The following is a 21,099-nucleotide window of genomic DNA, read 5'->3' as shown; positions in this document are numbered from 1 at the left end:
CCCCACGCCACGATGGCGACGCCGTTCGGTGCGTCGCGGGGAAGGCGTGAAATCGAGGTCTGCCGGAACAAGGGCGCGACAGTCGCCCGGCGTTCACCCCACCGGCAACCACTACCAACCGTGTGGAGGGGAAGCATGTTGCAACTCAGGCGTAATCTACTCAGCGCGGCGCTGGCTTCGGCGACGCTGCTGATGGCCGCGGGCGTCCAGGCACAGTCCGTGGCCGAGCCTGCCAGCGAGACCGACGAGACCGGGACCCCCGACGGGAACGAAGACGCGACCACGCTCGACAGCGTGGTCGTCACCGGCATCCGCGCCGCCATCGAGAGCGCGATCTCGACCAAGCGCGAGTCCACCTCGATCGTCGAGGCGATCTCCGCCGAGGACATCGGCAAGCTGCCCGACATCAGCATCGCCGAATCCCTCGCCCGCCTGCCGGGCCTGAGCGCACAGCGCGTCGCCGGCCGCGCGCAGGTGATCAGCGTCCGCGGCCTGTCGCCGGACTTCGCCACGACCCTGCTGAACGGGCGCGAGATGGTGAGCACCGGCGACAACCGCAGCGTCGAGTTCGACCAATACCCCTCCGAGCTGTTCAACGGCGTGACCATCTACAAGACGCCCGACGCCGCGCTCGTCGGCCAGGGCCTGTCGGGCACGATCGACATGCGCACCGTGCGTCCGCTCAGCTACAGCGAGACGGTGGTGGCCGCCGGCGGCCGCCTGCAGCGCAATTCGCTGGGCTCGGCCGCGAACGCGGACGAGGACGGCAACCGCATCAACGCCAGCTACATCGGCCAGTTCCTGGACAACACCCTGGGCCTGTCGATCGGCTATTCGCACACCGAGACGCCGATCCAGGAGAACCAGGTCGGTCTTTATGAGCCCTGGCAGCAGCTGGGCGACGGCTGGCGTCCCGGCGTGGCCGGCGGCACGTGGTATTCCGATGGCATCAAGGCGCTGCGCCGCACCGGCCGTACCGAACGCGACGGCGTGATGGCGACCCTGCAGTACCGCCCGTCCAACGCCTGGAACAGCACCCTGGACCTGTTCCACTCCGAAGCCGAACAGGTCGACACGGCCAACCAGTTCGAGGTCAACCTGGGCAACTACAACGGCGGCTACGCGCCGGGCCTGCAGATCACCAACCCCGAGGTGAACGGCAACGGCACCTTCACCGGCGGCACCGCGAGTGGCCTGTACCCGCTGGTGCGCGGCATGTACAACAAGCGCGAGGACGAGATCGACGCGTTCGGCTGGAACAATGAGTTCAACGTCGGCATGGCGCAGATCGTCGCCGACGTCAGCTACTCCAAGGCTACCCGCGACGAGATCAACCTGGAGAACAACACCCAGCTGGCGCCGATGCCGCAACTCGACACCCTGCAGCTGGACTATTCGAACAGCGATTTCTCGCAACTGGTGCCGGGTCTGGATTATTCCAATCCGGACACGCTGTTCCTGACCAACACCATCTACGGTTCCGGCTACGGCAAGGTGCCCCAGGTCGAGGACGAGCTGCGCGGCTACCGCGTATCGGCCCTGCTGCCCGCGCCGGAAATGCTGGGTTGGCTGTCCGACATCGAGTTCGGCGTGAACTATGCCGACCGCGAGAAGAGCAAGACCCAGCCCGAGGGCAACATCAACCTGGGCCCGCAGGGCGACACCACGATCGGCGCCGACCTGCAGTACGGACTGGTGGACCTGGGCTTCGCGGGCGTGGGCTTCATCCCGTCGTGGAACGTGCCCGGCGCGGTCGCGCGCTACATGACCTTCGCGCCGAACTCGGACGCGTCCTACCTGGTGTCCAAGGCGTGGACGGTGAACGAGCAGATCACCACCGGCTACGTGCAGGCCGACATCAACACCCAATGGGGCTCGGTGCCGGTGCGCGGCAACATCGGCGTGCAGGTCCAGCACACCGACCAGTCCTCGAACGCGAACTACTGGGACGGCACCCAGCCCGCCGGCAGCAACGTGCGTCCGTTCGAAGACGGCAAGACCTACACCGACGTGCTGCCGAGCCTCAACCTGGCCTTCGAGCTCCCCCACGAGCAGACCGTGCGCTTCGCCCTCGCGCGCCAGCTGGCGCGCGCGCGCGTGGACCAGATGCGCGCTTCGCTGGAGTTCGGCGTCGACACCTCCACTGGTCGCCCCGGCGCCAGCGGCGGCAACCCGCAGCTGGATCCGTGGAAGGCCAACGCGCTCGACATCTCCTACGAGAAGTACTTCGGCAACCGCGCCTACGTGGCGGCGGCGTACTTCTACAAGGACCTGCGCAGCTACATCTACACCCAGACCCGCGACGACTACGACTTCAGCGCGCTGGTCGCCGACTACGTGCCGCCACCGGGTTCGCCGCCGGTGCAGACCACCGGCAATTTCACCGCGCCGTTCAACGGCCAGGGCGGCACCCTGCAGGGCTTGGAGCTCACCGCGTCGCTGCCGCTGGACCTGCTGTGGGAGCCGCTGCGCGGCTTCGGCGTCATCGCCAGCGCCAGCTTCAACGACAGCGACATCGAGATCCGCGACCCGGAAAGCGCCAGCAGCGTCGGCAGCGGCCCGATCAGCCTGCCCGGGCTGTCGGACGAGGTGTACAACCTGACGGCGTACTTCGAGCGCAGCGGTTTCGAGGCCCGCGTCAGCCAGCGCAAGCGTTCGGACTTCATCGGCGAGATCGGCAACTTCGCCGGCAACCGGACCCTGCGCTACGTGGTCGGCGAGGACATCATCGACGCCCAGGTCAGCTACACGTTCCCGGAAACCAGCAGCCTGGGCGGCCTGAGCCTGCTGCTGCAGGCGCAGAACCTGACCAACTCGCCCTACCAGACCTACGCCGGCAGCAAGGACCGCCCGCTGGAATACATCGAATGGGGCCGCACCTACCTGGTCGGGCTCAACGTGAAGTTCTGATACCGCTCTCCCTTGGATTCCGATCCCGCCCCGCCGGCCTTCCGGCGGGGTTTTTTATGCCGGGCCCGCGAGGATCGGGCGCGATGCGAGCGCTGGATGGGAGCGTTCGTGCGATCACCGCTCGAGGGAAGGCGGGTTTCCAGGGGCGCGCCGCGCGCCTGCACGGGCGTCGGGACGGCTCCGACGACAGCTTGCGTGGAAAAGCCAGAGGCTGGATCCCAGCGCCCGCTGGGATGGCGACTTGTGGATCGCGGGCGTATCGGCTTCGGCCTTCGGCCTTACCCGGGCTACGCGGTTGCAGCGCCGTAGGATGGGTAGAGCCGAAGGCGAAACCCATCGATGCACGACGCTCCCGGCGAGCGCGGGGTTCGCCAGGCGCATCGGCATGCGACTCAGCCCCAGCCGGTGTCCTGCATCGACATCGCCGCGCCCAGCAGCCCCGGATACGGATGGGTGACGACCTGGATCGCCAACGCTTCGAGATAGACCGAGAACCGCCCCTTGTCGAGGAAGCGCTCGCGGAACGCGCTTGCGCGCAGGAAGGGCAGGAAGCGCGGGACCATGCCGCCGGCGATGGCCACGCAGCGCGCGCCCTGCACCAGCGCGATGTCGCCGGCGACGCTGCCCAGCACCGCGCAGAAGCGGGCCAGCGCGCGCCGGGCCTCGGTATCGTGGCCGTCGAGGGCAAGCGCGACGACGTCCGCGGGCTTGCGTGACACCGCCTCCCGGGTCGGCGGTTCGCCGCGCAGGACCGCGTCGATGCAGGCCAGGCCCTCGCCGCATAACAGGCGCTCGTTGGAGGCACGGCCGTAGCGCGCGACCAGCCAGCGGGCGATCGCCTCTTCCTCGGCATCGAGCGGCGCGAAGCTGCCGTGGCCGCCCTCGGTCTCCACCACTTCCCAGCCCTTGGACGCCGACCCCACCAGCAGCCCCACGCCCAGGCCCGTACCCGGTCCCAGCACGCTGACCGGCCCTTGCCGCAGTGCTTCGACCGGCCCATGCAGGTGGACCCGGTCGTCATCGCCCAGGGCGGGGACGGCACGGGCGACCGCACCGAAGTCGTTGACCAGGACCAGCGCCTCCACGCCCAGGCCGCTGCGCAACTCGGAGCGGTTGAACGACCAGGCGCGGTTGGTCAGGCGGATCTCGTCATGGCCGACGGGCGAGGCCACGGCGATGGCGGCGCGGCGCGGCCGGGCGCCGGTGAGTTGCAGATAGTGTTCCGCCGCATGCTGGAGGCTTGCGTAATCGGCATTTCGCAGCGCGCGGGGCTGTTGCAGGACCGGCGCCACGCCATGGCCGTCGACCAGGGCGAAGCGGGCATTGGTGCCGCCCACGTCGGCGACGAGGATCCAGTCCGCTTCGCGGTCGTGCGGCGTCGGGTCCGGGGCAGCGCTCATCCAGTCACTCCTGTGTGGATGCCAAGCCTAAACGCTCGCGCGCCCGACCTCATCCTGCATACGTTTGCACGCACGCGCGCCACGTCGATGACGTCGGCGCCCGCGCTCGCCTATGCTAGCGGGCCTGCCCGGGAGCCCGTTGAATGCCCAGCCACGCCGCCGTTTCCGACCTGCTGTCCGCCCTCCTGCTGGGCATCCTCGAGGGACTGACCGAGTTCCTGCCCGTCTCCAGCACCGGCCACCTGCTGATCGCGCAGCACTGGCTCGGGCCGCGCTCGGACCTGTTCAACATCGTCATCCAGGCCGGCGCGATCATCGCGATCACGCTGGTGTTCCGGCAACGGCTGTGGTCGCTGGCGACCGGCCTGCGCGAGCCCGCCAACCGGCAATACCTGGCGCGCATCGCCGTCGCCTTCCTGGTCACGGCGGTCGTGGGCCTGCCGGTGCGCCTGGCCGGCTGGGAACTGCCCGAGACGGTGTCGCCGGTGGCGACCGCGCTGATCCTGGGCGGCGTGTGGATGCTGGTCGCCGAACGCCTGGCCGAGCGCCGGGCACCCAGCAGCGAGATCACCTGGACGGTGGCGATCCTGGTGGGGCTGGCGCAGGTGGTCGCGGGCGTCTTCCCGGGCACCTCGCGATCGGCGGCGGCGATCTTCATGGCGATGCTGGCCGGGACCGGGCAGCGTTCGGCGGCGACCGAGTTCGTGTTCCTGGTCGGCATCCCGACCATGTTCGCGGCCAGCGGCTATGCGCTGCTGGAACACCTGATGGACGGCGGCGCGCAGCCCGAGGCCTGGGGCGAGCTGGGCCTGGCGTTCGTCGCCGCGGCCGCGACCGGCTTCGTGGTGGTGCGCTGGTTGCTGGGTTACATCAAGCAGCACCGTTACACCGTGTTCGCTGCATACCGGATCGCGCTGGGCGCGGCGCTGCTGCTGTGGCTGCCCGCCGGCGGCTGAAACACGCCGACGGGACCGGCCCGGACGCGCTCAGGCCGCGACGGCGGGGTTGAGCGTATAGGTGCCGTGCACCGATGCTTCGGCCAGCACGTGGCCATGCATGGCCGCGAAGACATCGGCGGCGGTGAATCCGTCGTCCACCGGCAGCCGCGCCACGTCGAGCGCGAACAGGCGGAAGAAATAGCGGTGCACGCGCAGGTCGTTCGGCGGCGGGAACGGGCCGTCGTAGCCGTGCCAGCGGCCCTCCAGGTCGGCGTCGCCGGCGAACCAGCCGGTGTAGTCGTTCAGTCCCTGGCGGGCGCCCTCCGGTCCGTCCGGATCGGTCTTGCCGTGCGCGACCACGCCGTCGCTGCAACTGCCCGCGGCGATCGCGTCCAGGCCCGGCGGCAGGTCGACCATGGCCCAGTGGACGAAATCCGCGCGTGGCTGGTCGACGGGAATCTCCACGCCGGGCTTGCCCGCCATGCCGGGGACGGTCGGCGCATCGGTGTCGATGCACAGCAGGACCAGGGAGCGGGCGCCCTCCGGCACGTCGCTCCAGGCCAGGTGCGGGTTGCGGTTGGACGCGAAACCGACGCCGTCTCCCTCGCGCTGGCCGGCGGCGAACTCCGCCGGGATCGGCTTGCCGTTGTCGAAACTGTCGCTGCGGATCTTCATGCACTGTCTCCAATGAACGGGGCCGCGGGGCGTGCTCGCGGCGTTGAGGTCGAAGCCGCGATCCTGCCGCACCCGGCGTCATTGCGCCGCGAGCACGCGGCGCGACCCGGGCCGGGCGATCAGCTGGCCGGATAGCCCAGGCGCACCGCCACCGGCGCCAGGATCGCGAAGGCCTCGCCCAGGGCGTCGGCGTACTGGCGCCAATGCCCGGCGGGAAAACGGTCGGGCCCCTGGGCACCCGTGGGCAATGCGCGCACCTCGGTGCCCAGCACCTCGCCCAACCGCGCCGCGATGGCCGCGCCATCGTTGGCGATGTCGTCGATCCGCAGCAGGCTGTGGCGGAAGAGGTCCTGCTCGTGCAGCTCGGCGATCTGCGCCAGCGGACGCGCCATCCACGCCGCCGCTTCCTCCGGCGAGGCCAGGGCGAAGGGCACCGGCGCGCCGAAGGCCAGCCAGTCGACCAGCATGTCGCGCGGATCGCGCATCACGAACATCAGCCGGGCGTCGGGCAGGTGCGGGCGCAGCGCCAGCAGCAGGGCGTTGTCCCACCAAAGCAGCCAGTCGATGATGCGGCCGTCCTGGACGCCTCGCGATGCCAGCGTGGCGCGCCATTGGCTGACCAGGAACGAAGGATCGAGGCCGCCGTCGAGCAGCGCCTGGGTGGTGCCGTAGCGCTGGGTCGGGTCGCTCGGGGGCTTGGCGCCGAGACGGTCGGCCAGCAGCGGCAGGCGGGCGTGGTCGAGGGTCAACGCGACACGCTCGACCAGCGATCCCGGCGCGCCCCACAGGAAGACCATGCCGGGCGCCTGCTCGGCCCGCGCGCCCATGGGCGGCCAAGCGGGGATGTGGTCGCTCTGCGGCGGCAGCGGCAGGCGCTGCGGCACGGCCTCGGCATGCAGTTCGGCCCAGGTAGCCACCGCGGCATCGGGCTGGCCGGCGGCATCGAAGGTGCGGCCGAGCAGCTGCCGCAGCATCTTCCGGACGTTCTCGTCCTTCGCGCGCGCCAGCAGGCTCTCCACCCGGTTCACGGCGGCGTCGGGATCGGTGCGCATGAGCCCGTCGATCACCCGCATCTCCGCCGAGGAGTGGCCGGGCTGCAGCTCGGTGATGCGCAGGGCGATCGCGTCGGCCTGGTCGAGCTCGCCCTGCTGCTGGTGGATCGTCGCCCGCGCCTCGAGCGCGGGGATGTAGTCGGGCATGGCCTGCATCCAGCGCTCGACGATCGCCACGGCCTCGGGGCCGGCGAATGTCTCGAACAGCAGGCGCGCGAACCACAGGTCCGGCTGCGTGGAGTGAGTGGCGAGCAGGCTTTCCAGGGTCGCGCGGGCCTCCTCGTCGCGGCCGGACTGGCGCCAGGCATCGGTGAGGCTGGCGACGGCGCGGCGGTCGTTGGGCTGGGCCAGCACGACCTCCTTCAGAAGGGCGGCCGCCGCCTCGTGGCGACCGGCGTCCATCTCGAACTCGCCGACCAGTCGCTTCAGCGCGGGCGAGGCGTCGCCGCGCTCGAGCAGCGGCCGCAGTTCGTCGGCGGCTTCGCCGGGACGGCCCTGGCGACGCACCAGGTCGGCGATCATGGCCCGCATCGCGTCCGTGGGTCGGGCCTCGAGCAGGCGCCGGAAGGCCTGCTCGGCGAAGGCGAAATGCCCCTTGGCGGCGTAGGCGAAGGCCAGCGCATGTTGCACGATCGGCTCGTCCGGGGCCTTTTCGCTGGCGCGGCTCAGGATCGACAGCGCGCGGTCGGCGTCGCCACGACGCAGCGCGATCGTGCCCTCGACGGCCGCGACCTGGGGATGCTCCGGGGCGATGCGCGCGGCCGTCCGGGCGAGGCTTTCGGCCTGCTCGAGGTCGCCGCGGCCGAGCGCGAGCTGCGCCTGCAGGATGTAGGCCGGGAACTGGTTGGGGTCCAGGCCCACGGCCTTCGCCAGGTCCGCCTGCGCCGCGTCGAGCTGGCGCCCGTCCAGCATCAGTCCGGCGCGCTCGAGGTGCAGTTGCGCGTCCTCGGGCGCCAGGGCGATCGCCTGGTCGAGGGCGGCCAGGGCGGCGTCGCGCTCACCGCCCTGGCGCAGCGCGGCCGCCAACAGGCGGTGCGCGGTCGCGTCCTGGGGCTGGTCCTCGACCAGGGTCCGGGCGGCGGCCAGGGCCTCGGCGGCGGCGCCACGGCGCAGGGCTTCGATGATGGATTCGTACATGAGGGTCGGGACGTCAGCGGCAAACCGCCATTGTACCGGGCGTATGCCCGCGCTTCCCGTGCCATCGGGGCCATCCGCGCGCGATCCTTGCCGTGACCGTGCCGCGCTTCGGTATGATTCCAACATGACTGCGCCACCCCCACCGATCGGCGCCGGCGCGCGTTCGGCGTGGCCGGTGCGTGCCCTCCGCTATGGCTATCGCATTCCGCTGCTGCTGGCGCACCTGCTGGTCGGGCTGCCGCTGGTCCTGCTGCTGACCCTGCGACCGGCCCGGCGCCTGCGCGTGCACGGGGAGCGCTTCGACTACCGGGTGATCCGCGCCTGGCAGGGCGGCCTGATGCGCATCTTCGGGTTCCGCGTGCGCCAGACCGGCACGCCGCTGCCGGGGGCGGCGCTGTTCGTGGCCAACCACGTCAGCTGGATCGACATCTCGACCCTGCACAGCCAGCGCATGATGGGCTTCGTCGCCAAGCGCGAGATCGCGCACTGGCCGCTGGTGGGCTGGCTGGCGATCCGCGGCGAGTCGATCTTCCACGCGCGCGGCAGCAGCGAATCGATGGGCGGCGTGCTGCATGAAATGCTGGCCCGCCTGCGCGGCGGGCATTCGGTGGGCGTGTTTCCGGAGGGCCGTACCCGCGACGGACGCGAGGTCGGCCCCTTCCATGCGCGCATCTTCCTGGCCGCGGTCGAGGCCGGGGTGCCGGTGCAACCGGTCGCGCTGCGTTACGGGACCCGCGGCGCCGCGCAGGCCGACGTCGCGTTCGGGCCCGATGAGAACTTCATGCAGAACTTCCTGCGCCTGCTCGGCGATCCGCCCCGCGTGGCCGAGGTGCATTTCCTCGAAGCTATCCCGCCGGCGACGGAGTCCGCGCGCCGCCGCATCGCCGAGCTGGCGCGGCAGCGCATCGTCGACGCGATGGCGGGCTGAGCGATGCCCCCTCCGGCATCCCCGCCCCCTGCCCCGCGCCCCCGGCTGACGGCCGCGGACTACCAGCCGCCCCGCTTCCTGCGCAGCCCGCACGTGCAGTCGGTCCTGGGCAGCAGCCCGTTGCGGCGCCGCCATGGCGAGCGCAGCCTGGCGGCCTGCGAGGCGGAAACCACCGGCCACATCATCGACGGCGGCAATGGCGTGCGCCTGCACGGCCTGCACAGCGTGATGCCCGGCGACGAGCCGCGCGGCCTGGCGCTGCTGCTGCACGGCTGGGAGGGCAGCGTCGACTCGAGCTACATGCGCCTCACCGCCGCGGCCCTGCTGCGGGCGGGTTTCGAGGTGTTCCGGCTCAACTTCCGCGACCACGGCGGTACCCACCACCTCAACGAGGGGCTGTTCCACTCCAACCGCATCGACGAGGTGGTGCACGCGGCGCTCGACGTATCGCGACGCTTCGGCCGGCGGCCGATGGCGGTGGCCGGCTACTCGCTGGGCGGCAACTTCGCCCTTCGCCTCGCGCTGCGCGCGCCGGCTGCGGGCCTGCCGCTGGCCCATGTCGCGGCGGTCTGCCCGGTACTCGACCCGGCGCGGACCATGGATGCCATGGAAGCCGGCCTGCCGCTGTACCTGTGGTATTTCGAGAAGAAGTGGCGCAGCTCGCTGGCACGCAAGCGCGAACTGTTCCCCGAGCAGCACGCCTTCGACAACCGCGTGCTGGGCCTGCGCATGCGCCCGCTGACCCAGTGGATGATCGAGCGGCACACCGACTTCGGCAGCCTGGAGAACTACTTCGACGGCTACTCGGTCGCCGGCGACCGGCTGGCCGCGCTGGAAGTGCCGGCGAGCATCCTCATGGCCGAGGACGACCCGGTGATCCCGGTCGAAGGCTTCCGCGCACTGCGCTTGCCGGCCGCCTCGAGCCTGGAGATCTCGCCCTGGGGCGGCCATTGCGGTTTCCTGGAGAGCGCCCGGCTGGACGGCTTCGCCGAGCGCTGGATCGCGAGCCGCCTGGCCGACGCGCTCGGCTGAGGACGCCGTCAGCGACGGCCGACGACGGCCAGTGTCAGGCGCGAGACGCAGACCAGGCGGCCCGCCTCGTCCTCGATCCGGATTTCCCAGACCTGGGTGCTGCCGCCAACGTGCAGGGGGCGCGCGGTGCCGGTGACACGCCCTTCGCGGACGCCGCGGACATGGTTGGCGTTGATTTCGATGCCGACCACGCCCTTGCCCTCGGGTACGCACAGGCCGCCGGCGCTCGATCCGAGGGTCTCGGCCAGGAGCACCGACGCGCCGCCGTGCAACAGGCCGTAGGGCTGGTGGGTACGGGCATCGACCGGCATGGTGCCGCGCAGGTAGTCGGGGCCGATCTCGGTGAAGACGATGCCCAGGGGCTCCATCGCGGTGTTGCGCGAGAGCGCGTTGAGGGCGTCGAGGCTGACGTCGCGCCGGAACAGGGGTTCGGCGGCAGGTTCGGGCGTGGGGTTCATCGCCTCACGATACCGTCTGGCGCCTCGCGCCGACAGCGGGACAAGAACACCGACCGGCGCGCCCATGAGAGATGGGGAGGGAGGCGCGCCGATCGGCAGGGGAAAACGGGGCCGCGTGGGGGAGGGCCTGTCGGGAGGGCCGGATCACCGGCGCCGCTTCACGCACAGCGGTACAGGGGGGTGAAGGTGCGGGTGGTGTAGCGGCGGTCGGCCGCGTAACCGCTGCTCTTGCCGTAGCCGACGCCGAAATCGCGTTCGCGGTAGGGGCGACGGACCGGGTTGGCATCGTCGTTGGCAGCGCGGCGGTCGTCGCGGCGGCGGTTGAGGAGCTGGCTGTTGAGGATGGCGTTCATGTCGGTTTCCTTTGGGGTGGTGTGTGCGGGGGAGCGTCTTGTGGGGGTTCCGAAGCGGTGTAGTGAATCGGTGTGCTGGTAAAGTATAACACCTAGACGGTTTGCCCATGTGCCGAAAGTCACCCCACTGGAGACAGGGGCCCGGAACGAGGTTTGAAGCGGTCATTGCCAAGCCCGTGACACAAGGGATGCCACTCCGGGCCGCGGCGTTGCCATGACCGATGGCAGGGCCGCCACGTCGTCGGCCGGGCACGACCGGGCCATGCGGTAAGCTCGTCGGCGTTTCCGGACCCACGGGGGGAGCCATGATTCAACGTCTCTTGGCGACGCTTTGCCTGGTGGCCTTGCCGTGCCTGTCGAGTGCCGCGACCTTCGGCGATTGCACCGGCGCCCCGCAGGAGGCGATCGGGGAGGTACCGCCATCGGTATCGGACTGGGCCGCTTTGGCCTGCACGCCGGACGGTCAGCTGCTCACCGCGCCGCCGGGCCTGTCCTGGAAGTTCGTCACCACCCTCGGGGCTTTCGTACTGCCCGCCGGCTTCGGGCAGTCGGCAGCACAACCAGGCCCTGCCTACTTCCGGGACATCCAGGTCCAGGACATCCCCCTCGACCACGCCCTTGCCCGCCACGCGGCCGCGATGCTCAACGACGGCCTCGCACCCATCGACGTGCCGTGGCGTACCGCGCAGGTGGTCTCGCTGACCAACACGCGGGCGCAGGGCATTCGCGTCTTCGTTTTCGAGAACGAGACGATGCGCTGGGGCATGTTGTGCGACTGGAGCGGCGAGCAGTGCAGCACCCGCCATCGGTTCATGGTCCTCGACGTCCGCGACGCGACGCCCGCCCCCTAAGCTGACGCGGGACTAGAGGATGGGCGCCAGGCCGGCGCCGAAGGCGGTGAAGATGCGCGTGGTGAGACCCTTCAGGCCCAGGTCGACCTCGGGGAAGTCGCCCACGGGCTGGTAGCAGGCGCGGAAGCCGGGGTCGTCCTGCGGCAACGGGTGCGGGCAGGCCGGGCCGGGCATGAACTCGTAACTGGTGGCGTAGCGCCACGGCCACAAGTCGAAGATAGGCAGGTACTCGAACGTCTTGCCCAGCGAATAGTCCAGCCCGGAGAACACCGGCGGCTTGTCGCGCCGGGCGATGGTCCAAGAGTTGGCCGGCTTGATGTCGCGGCGGATGCTGTCGCCCAGGGCCCGGGCGAAGGCCTCGTCCTCGATGACGACCGCCGCCTCGGTGTTGTAGTGGTCGCCGCGGGGGTCGAAGTTGTGGGTCCCGACCACGCCGATCCGGCCATCGATCACCAGCGACTTGGCGTGCAGGCCGGTGCGCGGCCCTTCCCGCTCCAGCGGTACCGGGGCGTTGGCCGACTGCGACGCGAAGCGCAGGGCCCGGTATTCGCGCGAGAGCGCGCGCTGGTACTGCGCGCGGCCGACCACGCTGCGCCGGTCGTAGCGCTGGCGCAGGTCGCGATGCACCTCCGCCGTGGCGTCGGCGTCGGCCACGTCGACGCGGGCCAGGTCGTCGCGGGTCACGCCGTCGGCCGGTGGCGCGTCGTCGGCGGCGCCGATCGCGCCCAGCCCCCCCACGTCGATCGGCGCATCCTTCGGGAACGGCTTGTACTCGTAGATGTGGAAGCCGAACTCGCGCAGGTAGCGACGCTTGTACTTGTGCGACAGCGCATAGACGATGAAAGCATCGGTCGCGGCCAGGCTGTTGGTCGACACCACGATGCGCGGCGCGTCGGGGCGCTCGTGCATCTGCCGGAACATGTCCTGCGCGCTCGGCGACAGGACCAGGTACGGGGTCTGCATGAGCACCTCGTCCTGCGCGGATTCGATGAGCTCGCGCAGGGACCGGCTGGTGCCCGCCCCGACCAGTCCGCTGTGCTTTTCCGGGGTGTCGGACAGGTAGCGCACCTCGCCGACCGGGAAGGCCCGGCGCGCCACGCGAGCCTCCACGGCGGCCGGGTCGGCCACCAGCGCGCGCATCGCCTCCACGCGTTCGGGCCGTTCGTAGACCGGGACCGGCAGCGGGGGCGCACCGTCGTCCAGGAGACGGCGACCGACGTCGTCCAGCTGCGCCACCGGCACGCTGCGCCGGTCGTTCCAGAACAGGTCGAAGTCGCTGCGCATCTCCCGCGCGACGGGGCCCGCCACGAGCACGTCGCGGTCGCGGAAGTTGTAGTCCTCGCCCCAGTCGTAATAGTCGTTCTGGTAGTTACGGCCTCCCGATATGCCCACCGCGCCGTCGGCCAGCAGCAACTTGGTGTGCATGCGCTGGTTGAGGTCGTTCCAGCAGCAGGCGGCGGCGAGCACGTATTCGGGATAGCCCAGCCGTCCCTTGTCCATCACCGGGTTGTAGAGGCGGACCTCGAGGTTGACGTGCGCCGCGGCCATCGCGGCCAGCGTGTCGACATGGCGCATCGCGGCGAGCTGGTCGATCAGCAGGCGCACGCGCACCCCGCGCCGGGCCGCCGCCAGCAGTTCCTGCAGGAACAGCAGGCCGGCGTCGTCTTCGTCGAAGATGTAGGTCTGCACGTCGATCGACGTGGTCGCGCTGCGCAGCAGGTCCAGGCGCGCCAGCAGCGCGTTGTCGCCACGGTCCAGCAGGACGGCGTAGTGCCGGGGCGCGTCGGGCGTGGAGGACGCGAATGCCTCCGACGCCAGGCGCCTCAAGGGCGAGGTCGTGGCGCAGTGGCCGGGCGTCCCGCAGGTGGCCTCGGTCGACTGCGCTTCCACGGCGACGGCCTGCGCGCGCACGCGTTGCGCGTTGGACAGGCCGGCGCAGGCCGGCAACAGCAGGACCAGGCCCAGCAGCAGAGCGACCCGTGCCCGTTGCCGCCCGCTGGACCCGCGCCCGGGCGCGGGATACGCCATCAGCACGCCCGCCTCACGGTTGCTCGTCCGGGGCCAGGCGCACGCGCATGGTGAATCGCACGTCCTTGTCGAGCGCCAGCCGCCAGGCATCCAGGCCGTAGGCGTAGCGGTCGACCTGGCCGTGGGCGACCACGTCGCAGGCGCGCGCCGGCCGGGTGCAGGTCGCCGGCAAGAGGTGGAAGGTCTCGATACGTGTCACGTCGCGTATGGTAAGCCGACCGCGCAGTGGACCGCCGGTTTCGACCATGCGGATGTCGATCGGATCGGAGACGAACTCCACGTACGGGAAGTGCGCGGCGTCGAAAAAGCTCTCGCCGCGCGCCATCTGCGTGTAGCGATCGGAATCGCCGATGCGCACTGCCGAAGCCAGCAGGCGGACGCGGACCTGCCGCCGGGTGTCGTCGAGCGCGACGATCCTGCCATCGTAACGGGGGAAATCGCCCTTCACCCGCTGCCCCCAGCGGGTGAGCAGTTCCACGCCGAAGCGCGTGTGGGCCTCGTCGAAGCGTCCCACCGACTGCTGGGCGCTCGCGGGCAGCGCAGCGGCCAGCAAGGCGGCCGCCAGGCCCGCGCACCACCGGGCCCGCCAAGCGCCCCGGCCTGTCCGCTTCATGCCGATGTCCCCCTGCCACCGCATGCCGGCATCAAGCGTCCCGGGCTGCGATCAGGGCCACCAGAAGGCACTGAGCTGGGCGATGCCAGGCTCCAGCGCCGCCTCTGGCGGGACCGTCAGCACCGCCAGGCCGGCCGGCGGCATGCCGCGGTATTCGCTCGTCTGCCCGCTGTGCAGCAAGGCCGACAGGCGCTCGAAGCCGGGATTGTGGCCGACCAGCATCAGCCGGCCGACCTCGGCATGGGTATCGGCCAGCGCGATCAGGGTGCCGGGCGTGGCCTCGTAGATCGAGGGTTCGATGCGCTGGTCGACGTAGCCGATCACCGAGAGCACGGCCTCCAGGGTTTCCCGGGTCCGCCGCGAGGGCGAGCACAGCACGCAATCGGGGATCAGCCGTTGTTCGGCCAGCCAGCGGCCGGCCGCCTCGGCCTCGGCCAGGCCCTCGGCGGACAAGGGCCGGTCGAGGTCGGCGCGCCCCATCACGGCCGGTTCGGCGTGGGCGTGGCGAAGCAGGATCAGTTCACGCATGGACGGGCCCCGATGGGTGGATGGGACGACGCCGGGCGGGCGCCAACGCCGGGGACCGGCCTCAACGCTTCAGCCATCGCAGCAGGGGGGTCCAGTCGTCCTGGTGTTCGCGCACCTTGGCCGAGTGGTAGTCGAACAGGCTCTTGCCCAGGCCGGTCAGCAGGACATAGGCCTGGCTGTCGCGCAGCTCGGCCACCAGCGGATAGGGCCAGTGCTTGAGCAGCTCCACGGTCTGTTGCGAGGTGTTGGTCCAGGGCCGCAACTTGTTGGCGACCAGGCCCACGCCCAGCTCGCCCTTGCGCACGCGCGGATGCTGGGCCAGCGATTCCAGGAAGGGCACCGTCGCCTCCAGGTCCAAGGTCGACGGCTGGACCGGCACCACCACGTGGTCGGCGATGTCGAGCAGGTGCTCCAGCGCCTCGCCCATGGCCCCGGCCGGCGCGTCGATCACCAGGCGCTGGGTATCGTCGGGCAGCTGCTTGCGCCAGCTCTTGCGCCGGGTCCCGTCCAGCGGCAGGACGGCGCTGTCGGCGGCGGCGCGGCGCTCGGCCCAGCGGGTCGAGGAGCGTTGCGGGTCGACGTCGAGCAGGACGGTGTTCAGGCCTTCGAGGGCCGCATGCGCGGCCAGGTGGGTGGCAATGGTGGTCTTGCCGACCCCCCCTTTGGAACTGGCGACCAGCACGGTTTTCATGCGCGCTCCCTCCGGACGGAATCCGCAGCCTACACCGCCGGCGCGGGCCGGGCCATCGACAACGCGTGACGACGCGCCCGCGGTCACGTCCCCCGCGGCTCGCCTCCCGTCAGCACCCGCTCGCGCTGGCGCGGATCGGCCGGCAGCCACCCATCCGGCGGCTCCAGGCGCCCCTGTCGCCGCAGGAAGTCCTCGAGGGCCGCCATCTCGCCCTGATAGACATGGGCCTCCCAATAGCCGGGGATCGTGAGCGCGTCCTGGGGGTACTGTTGCTGGATCCACAGGAAGCGGCGGAGCTGTTCACGCCATTCGACGCCTTCCGGCCTTCCCTGCGTCAGGCGGACCATGCCCGCCAGTCCCAGCGCTCGCTCGTAAAGTGAGGACCCGGCGGCGAGCCGGGACATCAGGCGGCGGCAATTGCCCGAGCGCGTCGCCGTCATCGGGCGGACGGGGTCCGGGCGGCACGTGGCCATGACCGCGTTGAACGGCGGCAGCCCATATGTCGCGGCGCGGGCGGATACGGAAATCGCGGCCAGTTCCGCGTCGGTCGCGGGCCTGCCGAGGCCCAACTCCCGGCCGATCTGGGCGCGGGTCCGGGCATCCAGCGGCGGTATAGGCGCGTCCCGGGTGGCTTCGGTCATCATCGCGAGGACGTCTCCGTAATGGAGGTCCAGGCGCTCCGCCGCCGCTGCAAGCCCGAGATAACGGTCGATCGCCGCCGCATCGCCCTGTTCCCAGGCCTCTGCGAGCGAAGGCAGCCAGTGCGCCGCGTTGTCCGGCGCGATCGCCTGCAGGCGCGCCAGGGCCGCGTCGCGGTCGCATGCCGCGTCCCCGGCCATACAGAACTGCGCCTCCATCCAGGCCAGCAGCGGATCGTCGGGCGCAAGCCGCGCCGCTTCCCGCAAGGCGGCCATCCGCGCCCGCTCCAGTGCCTCGGCCTGGTCCGGCGCATCCGGGAACGGGAGCATCATCGCGAGCGCCAGGTGGGCGTAGGGGTCGCCCTGTGCCGCAAGGGCGCGGAGGTGGGCCAGGATCGCCGCGTCGTAGTCGGCGTACCACTGCTGCACGGCGGTCGAGGTTTCATCCGGCGCAGGGTAGGCAACCGGGGCAGGGCGGCCCGTGGACGTCGCCGGCACGGGCGCCGCGCCCACCGGCACGACTGCGACATCGCCGGCAGCGCCCGCAACTGCGCCCGGCGAGCGATCGGCCTCGCCGCACGCGGCCAGCATGACCAGCGCGAGTCCCGAAGCGAGCCAGGCGAGCGCGCGCGAGTGCAAGCCTTCCATGCCCTCTCCCCCTCGTGATCCAGTCCACAGCATAGCGAGGCGAACGCTCAGGCGAACAGCGATCGCGCCAGCATCGCCCAAAGCGGCAGCGTCGCCATCGACAACAGGACGCCGTAGCCGACCATGGCCGCGGCCAGTCGCGGCGCCAGGCCCTGGGCGATGGCCAGGGCGCCGGCGGTGACCATCGAAGGCATCGCCGCCTCCAGCAGCGTCGCCTGCGCCATGACACCCTGCAGGCCGAGCAGGGGCAGCAGGGCCAGCGCCAGCAGGGGCATGACCGCCAGCTTCAGCAGCAGGCCCACGGCCAGCGGACGCAGCTCGTCGCGCGGCAGGGCCAGGCGCACCGACAGCCCGATGGTCAGCATCGCCAGCGGCAACAAGGCATCGGAGAGCTTCTGCAGGCCGCCGGCGATCCAGTGCGGAGGCTCGGCGGGCATCACGCTGAAACCCGCCAGCAGGGCCCACAGCGGCGGGAAGCGCAGGATGCGCACGGCGATCTCGCGCGCCCCCGGGGTATGTTCGCCGCCGTAGCGCGCCAGCACCCACAGGCCGAAGGTGGAGAGGATCACGAAAGCGCCGAACTGGTCGTAGACCACGGCGTACGGCAGGCCGGCCTCGCCGACCAGGGCACGTACCAGCGGATAGCCCAGGTAACTGGTGTTGCTGAGGGCGACGGTCAACAGCAGGACGGCATGCTCGTCGCGCCGGACGCCCAGCCAGCGCGCGCATGCGCCGACCAGCACGACGGTCGCCAGCAGCAACAGCCAGGGCACCGCGACCACGCCCAGCAACGCCGGTTCCAGCGACAGGCGCGGCGCATAACGCAGCACCGCCGCCGGCAGGCAGACATAGAGGATCACCAGGTTCAGCACCTGCGGCGCATCGCCGGGCAGCACCCTGAAACGCTGGAACGCGTAGCCCAGCGCGAGCATCGCCAGCACCAGGGCGAAGGCATCGAAGGCCATCGGCGGCATCCGTGTGGGGTCGTGCCATCCTCGCCGCCGGCCCGGTTCGGCTCAAGTAGACGTTCCGCTAGCCGATGCCGTCGCCGCGCCCGCTATCATGGGCGTTCGACACGGAAGCCCTGCCAGATGAGCGAACTGCAAGACCTGGTCGCACTGATCCGCGCCAACACCCCCCTGATCGTCATCGAGACGCGCGACGAAGCCCGCGTGGTCGAGCTGTTCCGCCAGGCGCTCATGCAGGTCTGGCGCGCCATGTACCGCTGGTCGATCACCGAGGGCCTGCGACGGATCGACATCGACCGCGAGGACGCGCCAGAAGGCGCGCCGGACATGTCCAGCACGATGGCCAGCATCCGCGCGGCCGGTCAGCGCGGGGTCTACCTGCTGTTCGATGCCCATCCCTTCCTAGGTGCGGCCATGACCCAGCGGCAGATGCGCGAGATCATCGACCGCCGGGGCAGCCAGCCGCACGTGCTGGTGATGGTCGGCCACGCGGTGGAACTGCCGCCCGACCTCGAGTCGATGGCGGTGCGTTACCGCCCGCGCCTGCCCGACGCCAATGCCCTGCTCAAGCTGGTGCGCCAGCAGGCCGAGGACTACGCGCGCGAGCATGGCGGCAAGCGCGTGCAGGTCGATGGCGAGGCCGTGCAGCAGATCGTCCGCAACCTGGCCGGGCTGGACCCGGTGGATGCGCGGCGCATCGCCCGCCACCTGATCTTCCGCGACGGCGCGCTGGGCGCGGACGACCTGCCCGAGCTGGCCAAGCTGAAGTTCGAGCTGCTCAGCCGCAGCGGCCACCTCCACTACGAATACGACAGCGCGCGCATGGACGACGTCGCCGGTGCGCGCCGGCTGAAGCGCTGGGTCGATCAGCGCCGCGGCGTGTTCGCCAGCGGCGAGGCGCCGCCCGGCCTGGACCTGCCCAAGGGCATGCTGCTGCTGGGCGTGCAGGGCTGCGGCAAGTCGATGCTGGCCAAGGCGGTCGCCAGCGGGTTCGGCGTGCCGGTGGTGCGCCTGGACATCGGCGCGCTCTACAACAAGTTCCACGGCGAGACCGAGCGCAACCTGCGCGAAGCGCTTGCCGCCGCCGAGCGCCTGGCGCCCTGCGTGCTTTGGATCGACGAGATCGAGAAGGGCATCTCCGCCGACGACAGCGATGGCGGCGTGTCGCGCCGGGTGCAGGGCCATCTGCTCACCTGGATGGCCGAACGCGACTCGCGCGTGTTCATCGTGGCCACCGCCAACCAGGTCGACGCGCTGCCGCCGGAGTTGCTGCGCAAGGGCCGGTTCGACGAGGTGTTCTTCGTCGACCTGCCCGATGTCGACAGCCGCCGGCAGCTGTTCGCCCTGCACCTGAAGAAGCGCACGCTCGATCCGTCGCGCTTCGACCTCGATGCCCTGGCCGCGGCCAGCGAGGGCTTCTCCGGGGCCGAGATCGAGCAGGCGATCGTGTCGGCGCTGTACGCGACGCACGCCACCGGTGCGGCGCTCAACGACTTCAGCCTGCGCGCGGAGATCAAGCAGGCCCGCCCGCTGTCGGTGCTGATGGCCGAGCAGGTGGACGCGCTGCGCGATTGGGCACGCGGACGGACGGTGCCGGCGGACTGACACCGCCGGTACCGACGGCGATCAGTCGCCGTCGACGGGAGCGTCGCGCTGCGTGCCGGTGTCGGTATCGGTGTCGGTCACCTTCTCGGTGTCGCGGACGATCACCTTGCCCTTCCAGACGCGTGCCTCGCCCTGCCAGTATTCCTCTGCGTTCCAGCGCTGGGGTGCGTAGTAGCTGTCCTGGTGGGCGACGCGGCGCATCGACGTGCTGCCCACCTGCACCTGGTTGATCGTGGAGCCGAGGTGGCTGCCGGTGATCGACTTCTTCGCCTGGCTCAGGGCGAGCTCCATGCGCGGCTGGGCGACGGCGTCCGCATAGTCCACCGCGAGTTCGGCACGCAGGGCCGCGCCGCGCTGGCGTTCGTCCTCGCTCATCTTCGACCACATCGCCGTGCGGGATTGCTCCAGGCTCGGGTAGCCGCGCTCGGCGGCAAGGTCGTTCCAGGCCCAGGCCCGGGCGCGGTCGGCCTGCACGCCGACCCCGTGCCAGTACATCAGGGCCAGGGAATGCTGGGACAGCTTGTCGGCGTAACGCGCGGCCATGCGCAGGCGCTCCAGGCCGCCGTCCACGTCGCCGCGCTTGAGCGCCATCATCGCGCGGATGCGCCAAAGCTCGTTCGGATGGCCGAACTCGGCCAGCGCCTCGGCCGACTGCAGGCTGGTTTCGCTGATGTCCTCGATGCCCTTGAACACGAGCCCGATCGCCGGCTTCGCGTCCTGGGCCGTGGCGGTCGCGGCGCCGGCGACCAGGAGCCCGAGGCCCAGCAGCGGGGCAATGACGCGTTTGCGCATGATTCTTCCATGAGGAGGGGGTGCGTCCATGATACGCACCGCCCCTGGATGCGTCGCAGCCCGCTAGTCAGGGTGACCATCGGCCGGAGCGGCGTCGACGGTCTCCAACGGCAGCACGATGACCCGCCCGTTCCACTTGCGGTCCTCGGCCTGCCAATAGCGTTCGGTGGACCAGCGATGGGCGGCGTAGTATTCGCTGCCCCGTGGCGTGTCGGTGCGGGCGCTCATCCTGGCGTGCCCCTGCGTGGGTGCGACGATCTCGATGCGGTCCGCCGTCGCGCCGACGCGGCTGCCGGTCGCGTCCGCCAGCGCCCGTCGGATCGCCCAGTCGGTCCGCGGCCGCGCCACGTCGTCGCCGTAGCGGGCGTACATTGCCGGCCCGATCCCGAGCGCCCGCTGGCGTTCGGCCGCGTCCAGCGACAGCCACATCTTCTCGCGCACGCGCAGCAGGTCCTCGTAGCCGCGTTCGGCGGCCAGGTCGCTCCAGACATAGGCCAGGGCGCGATCGGCAGGCACGCCCACGCCATGCCAGTACATCAGGCTGAGCGAGTGCTGCGAGAACTTGTCGGCGTAGCGCGCGGCCGTCCGGAACTGCTCGACCGCACGCTCGGGCCGCTCGAGCTTGAGCGAGCGCAGCGCCCGCGCGCGCCAGAGTTCGTTGGGATGGTCGGCCGCCATCGATGCGGCCTGGTCGAGCTGGTTGAGGCTCAGCTCCATCAACTGGGGCGCCAATCGGTTGCGCGCGTCCGCCGACGCGTCCGGTGACGCATGTGGCCGGGCGGCCAGCGGTGGGACCGACAGCAGTGCCAGCATGGCAACAGCGAGGGCGAGGGCCTGGGGCGGGCGGCGCATGG

General features: G+C 71.0%; 19 protein-coding genes. 6 read left to right on the top strand and 13 right to left on the bottom strand.

Features of this window, described 5'->3' with window-relative positions; genetic code table 11:
- Nucleotides 1-135 precede the first annotated feature (135 nt).
- Nucleotides 136-2,910 (top strand): TonB-dependent receptor, encoded by a 2,775-nt coding sequence (locus H4F98_RS15835; protein WP_182688802.1) that lies wholly within the window; start codon nt 136-138, stop codon nt 2,908-2,910.
- Between the two features lie 392 nt (nt 2,911-3,302).
- Here H4F98_RS15835 and glk read toward each other — a convergent pair whose 3' ends face one another.
- Nucleotides 3,303-4,310, bottom strand: coding sequence for a glucokinase (gene glk, locus H4F98_RS15830; RefSeq protein ID WP_182688801.1), 1,008 nt, complete (start codon nt 4,308-4,310; stop codon nt 3,303-3,305).
- A gap of 143 nt (nt 4,311-4,453) precedes the next feature.
- Here glk and H4F98_RS15825 point away from each other — a divergent pair, with 143 nt between their 5' ends.
- A complete protein-coding gene (locus H4F98_RS15825) occupies nt 4,454-5,266 on the top strand; it encodes an undecaprenyl-diphosphate phosphatase (protein WP_182688800.1) in 813 nt (270 codons plus the stop codon).
- Nucleotides 5,267-5,296: 30 nt separating this feature from the next.
- On the opposite strand, the gene H4F98_RS15820 is transcribed toward H4F98_RS15825, so the two are convergent.
- Both H4F98_RS15820 and H4F98_RS15815 read right to left on the bottom strand, forming a co-directional pair.
- Nucleotides 5,297-5,923, bottom strand: coding sequence for a YbhB/YbcL family Raf kinase inhibitor-like protein (locus H4F98_RS15820; protein WP_182688799.1), 627 nt, complete (start codon nt 5,921-5,923; stop codon nt 5,297-5,299).
- Nucleotides 5,924-6,042: 119 nt separating this feature from the next.
- Entirely contained in the window at nt 6,043-8,112 is a 2,070-nt protein-coding gene (locus H4F98_RS15815) for a tetratricopeptide repeat protein (protein WP_182688798.1), read from the bottom strand.
- 124 nt (nt 8,113-8,236) lie between these two features.
- Here H4F98_RS15815 and H4F98_RS15810 point away from each other — a divergent pair, with 124 nt between their 5' ends.
- Complete coding sequence (locus H4F98_RS15810; protein ID WP_246373300.1) at nt 8,237-9,040, top strand: lysophospholipid acyltransferase family protein; 804 nt, start codon at nt 8,237-8,239, stop codon at nt 9,038-9,040.
- Between the two features lie 45 nt (nt 9,041-9,085).
- Complete coding sequence (locus H4F98_RS15805) at nt 9,086-10,072, top strand: YheT family hydrolase (RefSeq protein ID WP_182688812.1); 987 nt, start codon at nt 9,086-9,088, stop codon at nt 10,070-10,072.
- 8 nt (nt 10,073-10,080) lie between these two features.
- On the opposite strand, the gene H4F98_RS15800 is transcribed toward H4F98_RS15805, so the two are convergent.
- Complete coding sequence (locus tag H4F98_RS15800) at nt 10,081-10,530, bottom strand: hotdog fold thioesterase (RefSeq protein WP_182688796.1); 450 nt, start codon at nt 10,528-10,530, stop codon at nt 10,081-10,083.
- A 158-nt stretch (nt 10,531-10,688) separates the two neighbouring features.
- Complete coding sequence (locus tag H4F98_RS15795) at nt 10,689-10,883, bottom strand: hypothetical protein (RefSeq protein WP_182688795.1); 195 nt, start codon at nt 10,881-10,883, stop codon at nt 10,689-10,691.
- Nucleotides 10,884-11,188: 305 nt separating this feature from the next.
- Between H4F98_RS15795 and H4F98_RS15790 the strand changes: the two genes are divergently transcribed.
- Nucleotides 11,189-11,734, top strand: coding sequence for a hypothetical protein (locus H4F98_RS15790; protein WP_182688794.1), 546 nt, complete (start codon nt 11,189-11,191; stop codon nt 11,732-11,734).
- Nucleotides 11,735-11,746: 12 nt separating this feature from the next.
- On the opposite strand, the gene H4F98_RS15785 is transcribed toward H4F98_RS15790, so the two are convergent.
- From H4F98_RS15785 to H4F98_RS15760, 6 genes are all read right to left on the bottom strand, one after another.
- On the bottom strand, nt 11,747-13,762 hold the full coding sequence (locus H4F98_RS15785) for a phospholipase D family protein (protein ID WP_182688793.1): 2,016 nt from the start codon (nt 13,760-13,762) through the stop codon (nt 11,747-11,749).
- Between the two features lie 13 nt (nt 13,763-13,775).
- A complete protein-coding gene (locus tag H4F98_RS15780) occupies nt 13,776-14,375 on the bottom strand; it encodes a YceI family protein (protein WP_182688792.1) in 600 nt (199 codons plus the stop codon).
- Nucleotides 14,376-14,426: 51 nt separating this feature from the next.
- Nucleotides 14,427-14,903: a SixA phosphatase family protein gene (locus H4F98_RS15775; protein WP_182688791.1), complete on the bottom strand. Its 477-nt coding sequence runs from the start codon at nt 14,901-14,903 to the stop codon at nt 14,427-14,429.
- A 61-nt stretch (nt 14,904-14,964) separates the two neighbouring features.
- Nucleotides 14,965-15,594, bottom strand: a complete 630-nt coding sequence (locus H4F98_RS15770) for a ParA family protein (protein ID WP_182688790.1) — start codon at nt 15,592-15,594, stop codon at nt 14,965-14,967.
- Nucleotides 15,595-15,677: 83 nt separating this feature from the next.
- On the bottom strand, nt 15,678-16,880 hold the full coding sequence (locus H4F98_RS15765) for a hypothetical protein (RefSeq protein WP_182688789.1): 1,203 nt from the start codon (nt 16,878-16,880) through the stop codon (nt 15,678-15,680).
- A gap of 47 nt (nt 16,881-16,927) precedes the next feature.
- Nucleotides 16,928-17,845, bottom strand: coding sequence for an AEC family transporter (locus H4F98_RS15760; protein ID WP_182688788.1), 918 nt, complete (start codon nt 17,843-17,845; stop codon nt 16,928-16,930).
- Between the two features lie 126 nt (nt 17,846-17,971).
- Between H4F98_RS15760 and H4F98_RS15755 the strand changes: the two genes are divergently transcribed.
- Complete coding sequence (locus tag H4F98_RS15755) at nt 17,972-19,453, top strand: AAA family ATPase (protein ID WP_182688787.1); 1,482 nt, start codon at nt 17,972-17,974, stop codon at nt 19,451-19,453.
- 21 nt (nt 19,454-19,474) lie between these two features.
- On the opposite strand, the gene H4F98_RS15750 is transcribed toward H4F98_RS15755, so the two are convergent.
- Together H4F98_RS15750 and H4F98_RS15745 are read right to left on the bottom strand one after the other, a co-directional pair.
- Entirely contained in the window at nt 19,475-20,245 is a 771-nt protein-coding gene (locus H4F98_RS15750) for an SEL1-like repeat protein (protein WP_182688786.1), read from the bottom strand.
- Nucleotides 20,246-20,308: 63 nt separating this feature from the next.
- Nucleotides 20,309-21,097 (bottom strand): SEL1-like repeat protein, encoded by a 789-nt coding sequence (locus H4F98_RS15745; protein ID WP_182688785.1) that lies wholly within the window; start codon nt 21,095-21,097, stop codon nt 20,309-20,311.
- Between the last annotated feature and the right edge of the window lie 2 nt (nt 21,098-21,099).

Origin of the sequence: Marilutibacter spongiae, assembly GCF_014145325.1 — a bacterium.
Lineage (GTDB): Bacteria > Pseudomonadota > Gammaproteobacteria > Xanthomonadales > Xanthomonadaceae > Marilutibacter > Marilutibacter spongiae.
This window is presented reverse-complemented; position numbering and strand designations above follow the sequence as displayed.

What these genes read in the sequence shown, in the direction of transcription:
- H4F98_RS15780 (WP_182688792.1), bottom strand. Translation starts at nt 14,375, where the DNA reads ATGAAGCGGACAGGCCGGGGCGCTTGGCGGGCCCGGTGGTGCGCGGGC.
- H4F98_RS15745 (WP_182688785.1), bottom strand. Translation starts at nt 21,097, where the DNA reads ATGCGCCGCCCGCCCCAGGCCCTCGCCCTCGCTGTTGCCATGCTGGCA.
- H4F98_RS15825 (WP_182688800.1), top strand. Translation starts at nt 4,454, where the DNA reads ATGCCCAGCCACGCCGCCGTTTCCGACCTGCTGTCCGCCCTCCTGCTG.
- H4F98_RS15790 (WP_182688794.1), top strand. Translation starts at nt 11,189, where the DNA reads ATGATTCAACGTCTCTTGGCGACGCTTTGCCTGGTGGCCTTGCCGTGC.
- H4F98_RS15755 (WP_182688787.1), top strand. Translation starts at nt 17,972, where the DNA reads ATGAGCGAACTGCAAGACCTGGTCGCACTGATCCGCGCCAACACCCCC.
- H4F98_RS15795 (WP_182688795.1), bottom strand. Translation starts at nt 10,883, where the DNA reads ATGAACGCCATCCTCAACAGCCAGCTCCTCAACCGCCGCCGCGACGAC.
- H4F98_RS15800 (WP_182688796.1), bottom strand. Translation starts at nt 10,530, where the DNA reads ATGAACCCCACGCCCGAACCTGCCGCCGAACCCCTGTTCCGGCGCGAC.
- H4F98_RS15775 (WP_182688791.1), bottom strand. Translation starts at nt 14,903, where the DNA reads ATGCGTGAACTGATCCTGCTTCGCCACGCCCACGCCGAACCGGCCGTG.
- H4F98_RS15770 (WP_182688790.1), bottom strand. Translation starts at nt 15,594, where the DNA reads ATGAAAACCGTGCTGGTCGCCAGTTCCAAAGGGGGGGTCGGCAAGACC.
- H4F98_RS15835 (WP_182688802.1), top strand. Translation starts at nt 136, where the DNA reads ATGTTGCAACTCAGGCGTAATCTACTCAGCGCGGCGCTGGCTTCGGCG.
- H4F98_RS15815 (WP_182688798.1), bottom strand. Translation starts at nt 8,112, where the DNA reads ATGTACGAATCCATCATCGAAGCCCTGCGCCGTGGCGCCGCCGCCGAG.
- glk (WP_182688801.1), bottom strand. Translation starts at nt 4,310, where the DNA reads ATGAGCGCTGCCCCGGACCCGACGCCGCACGACCGCGAAGCGGACTGG.
- H4F98_RS15750 (WP_182688786.1), bottom strand. Translation starts at nt 20,245, where the DNA reads ATGCGCAAACGCGTCATTGCCCCGCTGCTGGGCCTCGGGCTCCTGGTC.
- H4F98_RS15760 (WP_182688788.1), bottom strand. Translation starts at nt 17,845, where the DNA reads ATGGCCTTCGATGCCTTCGCCCTGGTGCTGGCGATGCTCGCGCTGGGC.
- H4F98_RS15810 (WP_246373300.1), top strand. Translation starts at nt 8,237, where the DNA reads ATGACTGCGCCACCCCCACCGATCGGCGCCGGCGCGCGTTCGGCGTGG.
- H4F98_RS15785 (WP_182688793.1), bottom strand. Translation starts at nt 13,762, where the DNA reads ATGGCGTATCCCGCGCCCGGGCGCGGGTCCAGCGGGCGGCAACGGGCA.
- H4F98_RS15765 (WP_182688789.1), bottom strand. Translation starts at nt 16,880, where the DNA reads ATGGAAGGCTTGCACTCGCGCGCGCTCGCCTGGCTCGCTTCGGGACTC.
- H4F98_RS15820 (WP_182688799.1), bottom strand. Translation starts at nt 5,923, where the DNA reads ATGAAGATCCGCAGCGACAGTTTCGACAACGGCAAGCCGATCCCGGCG.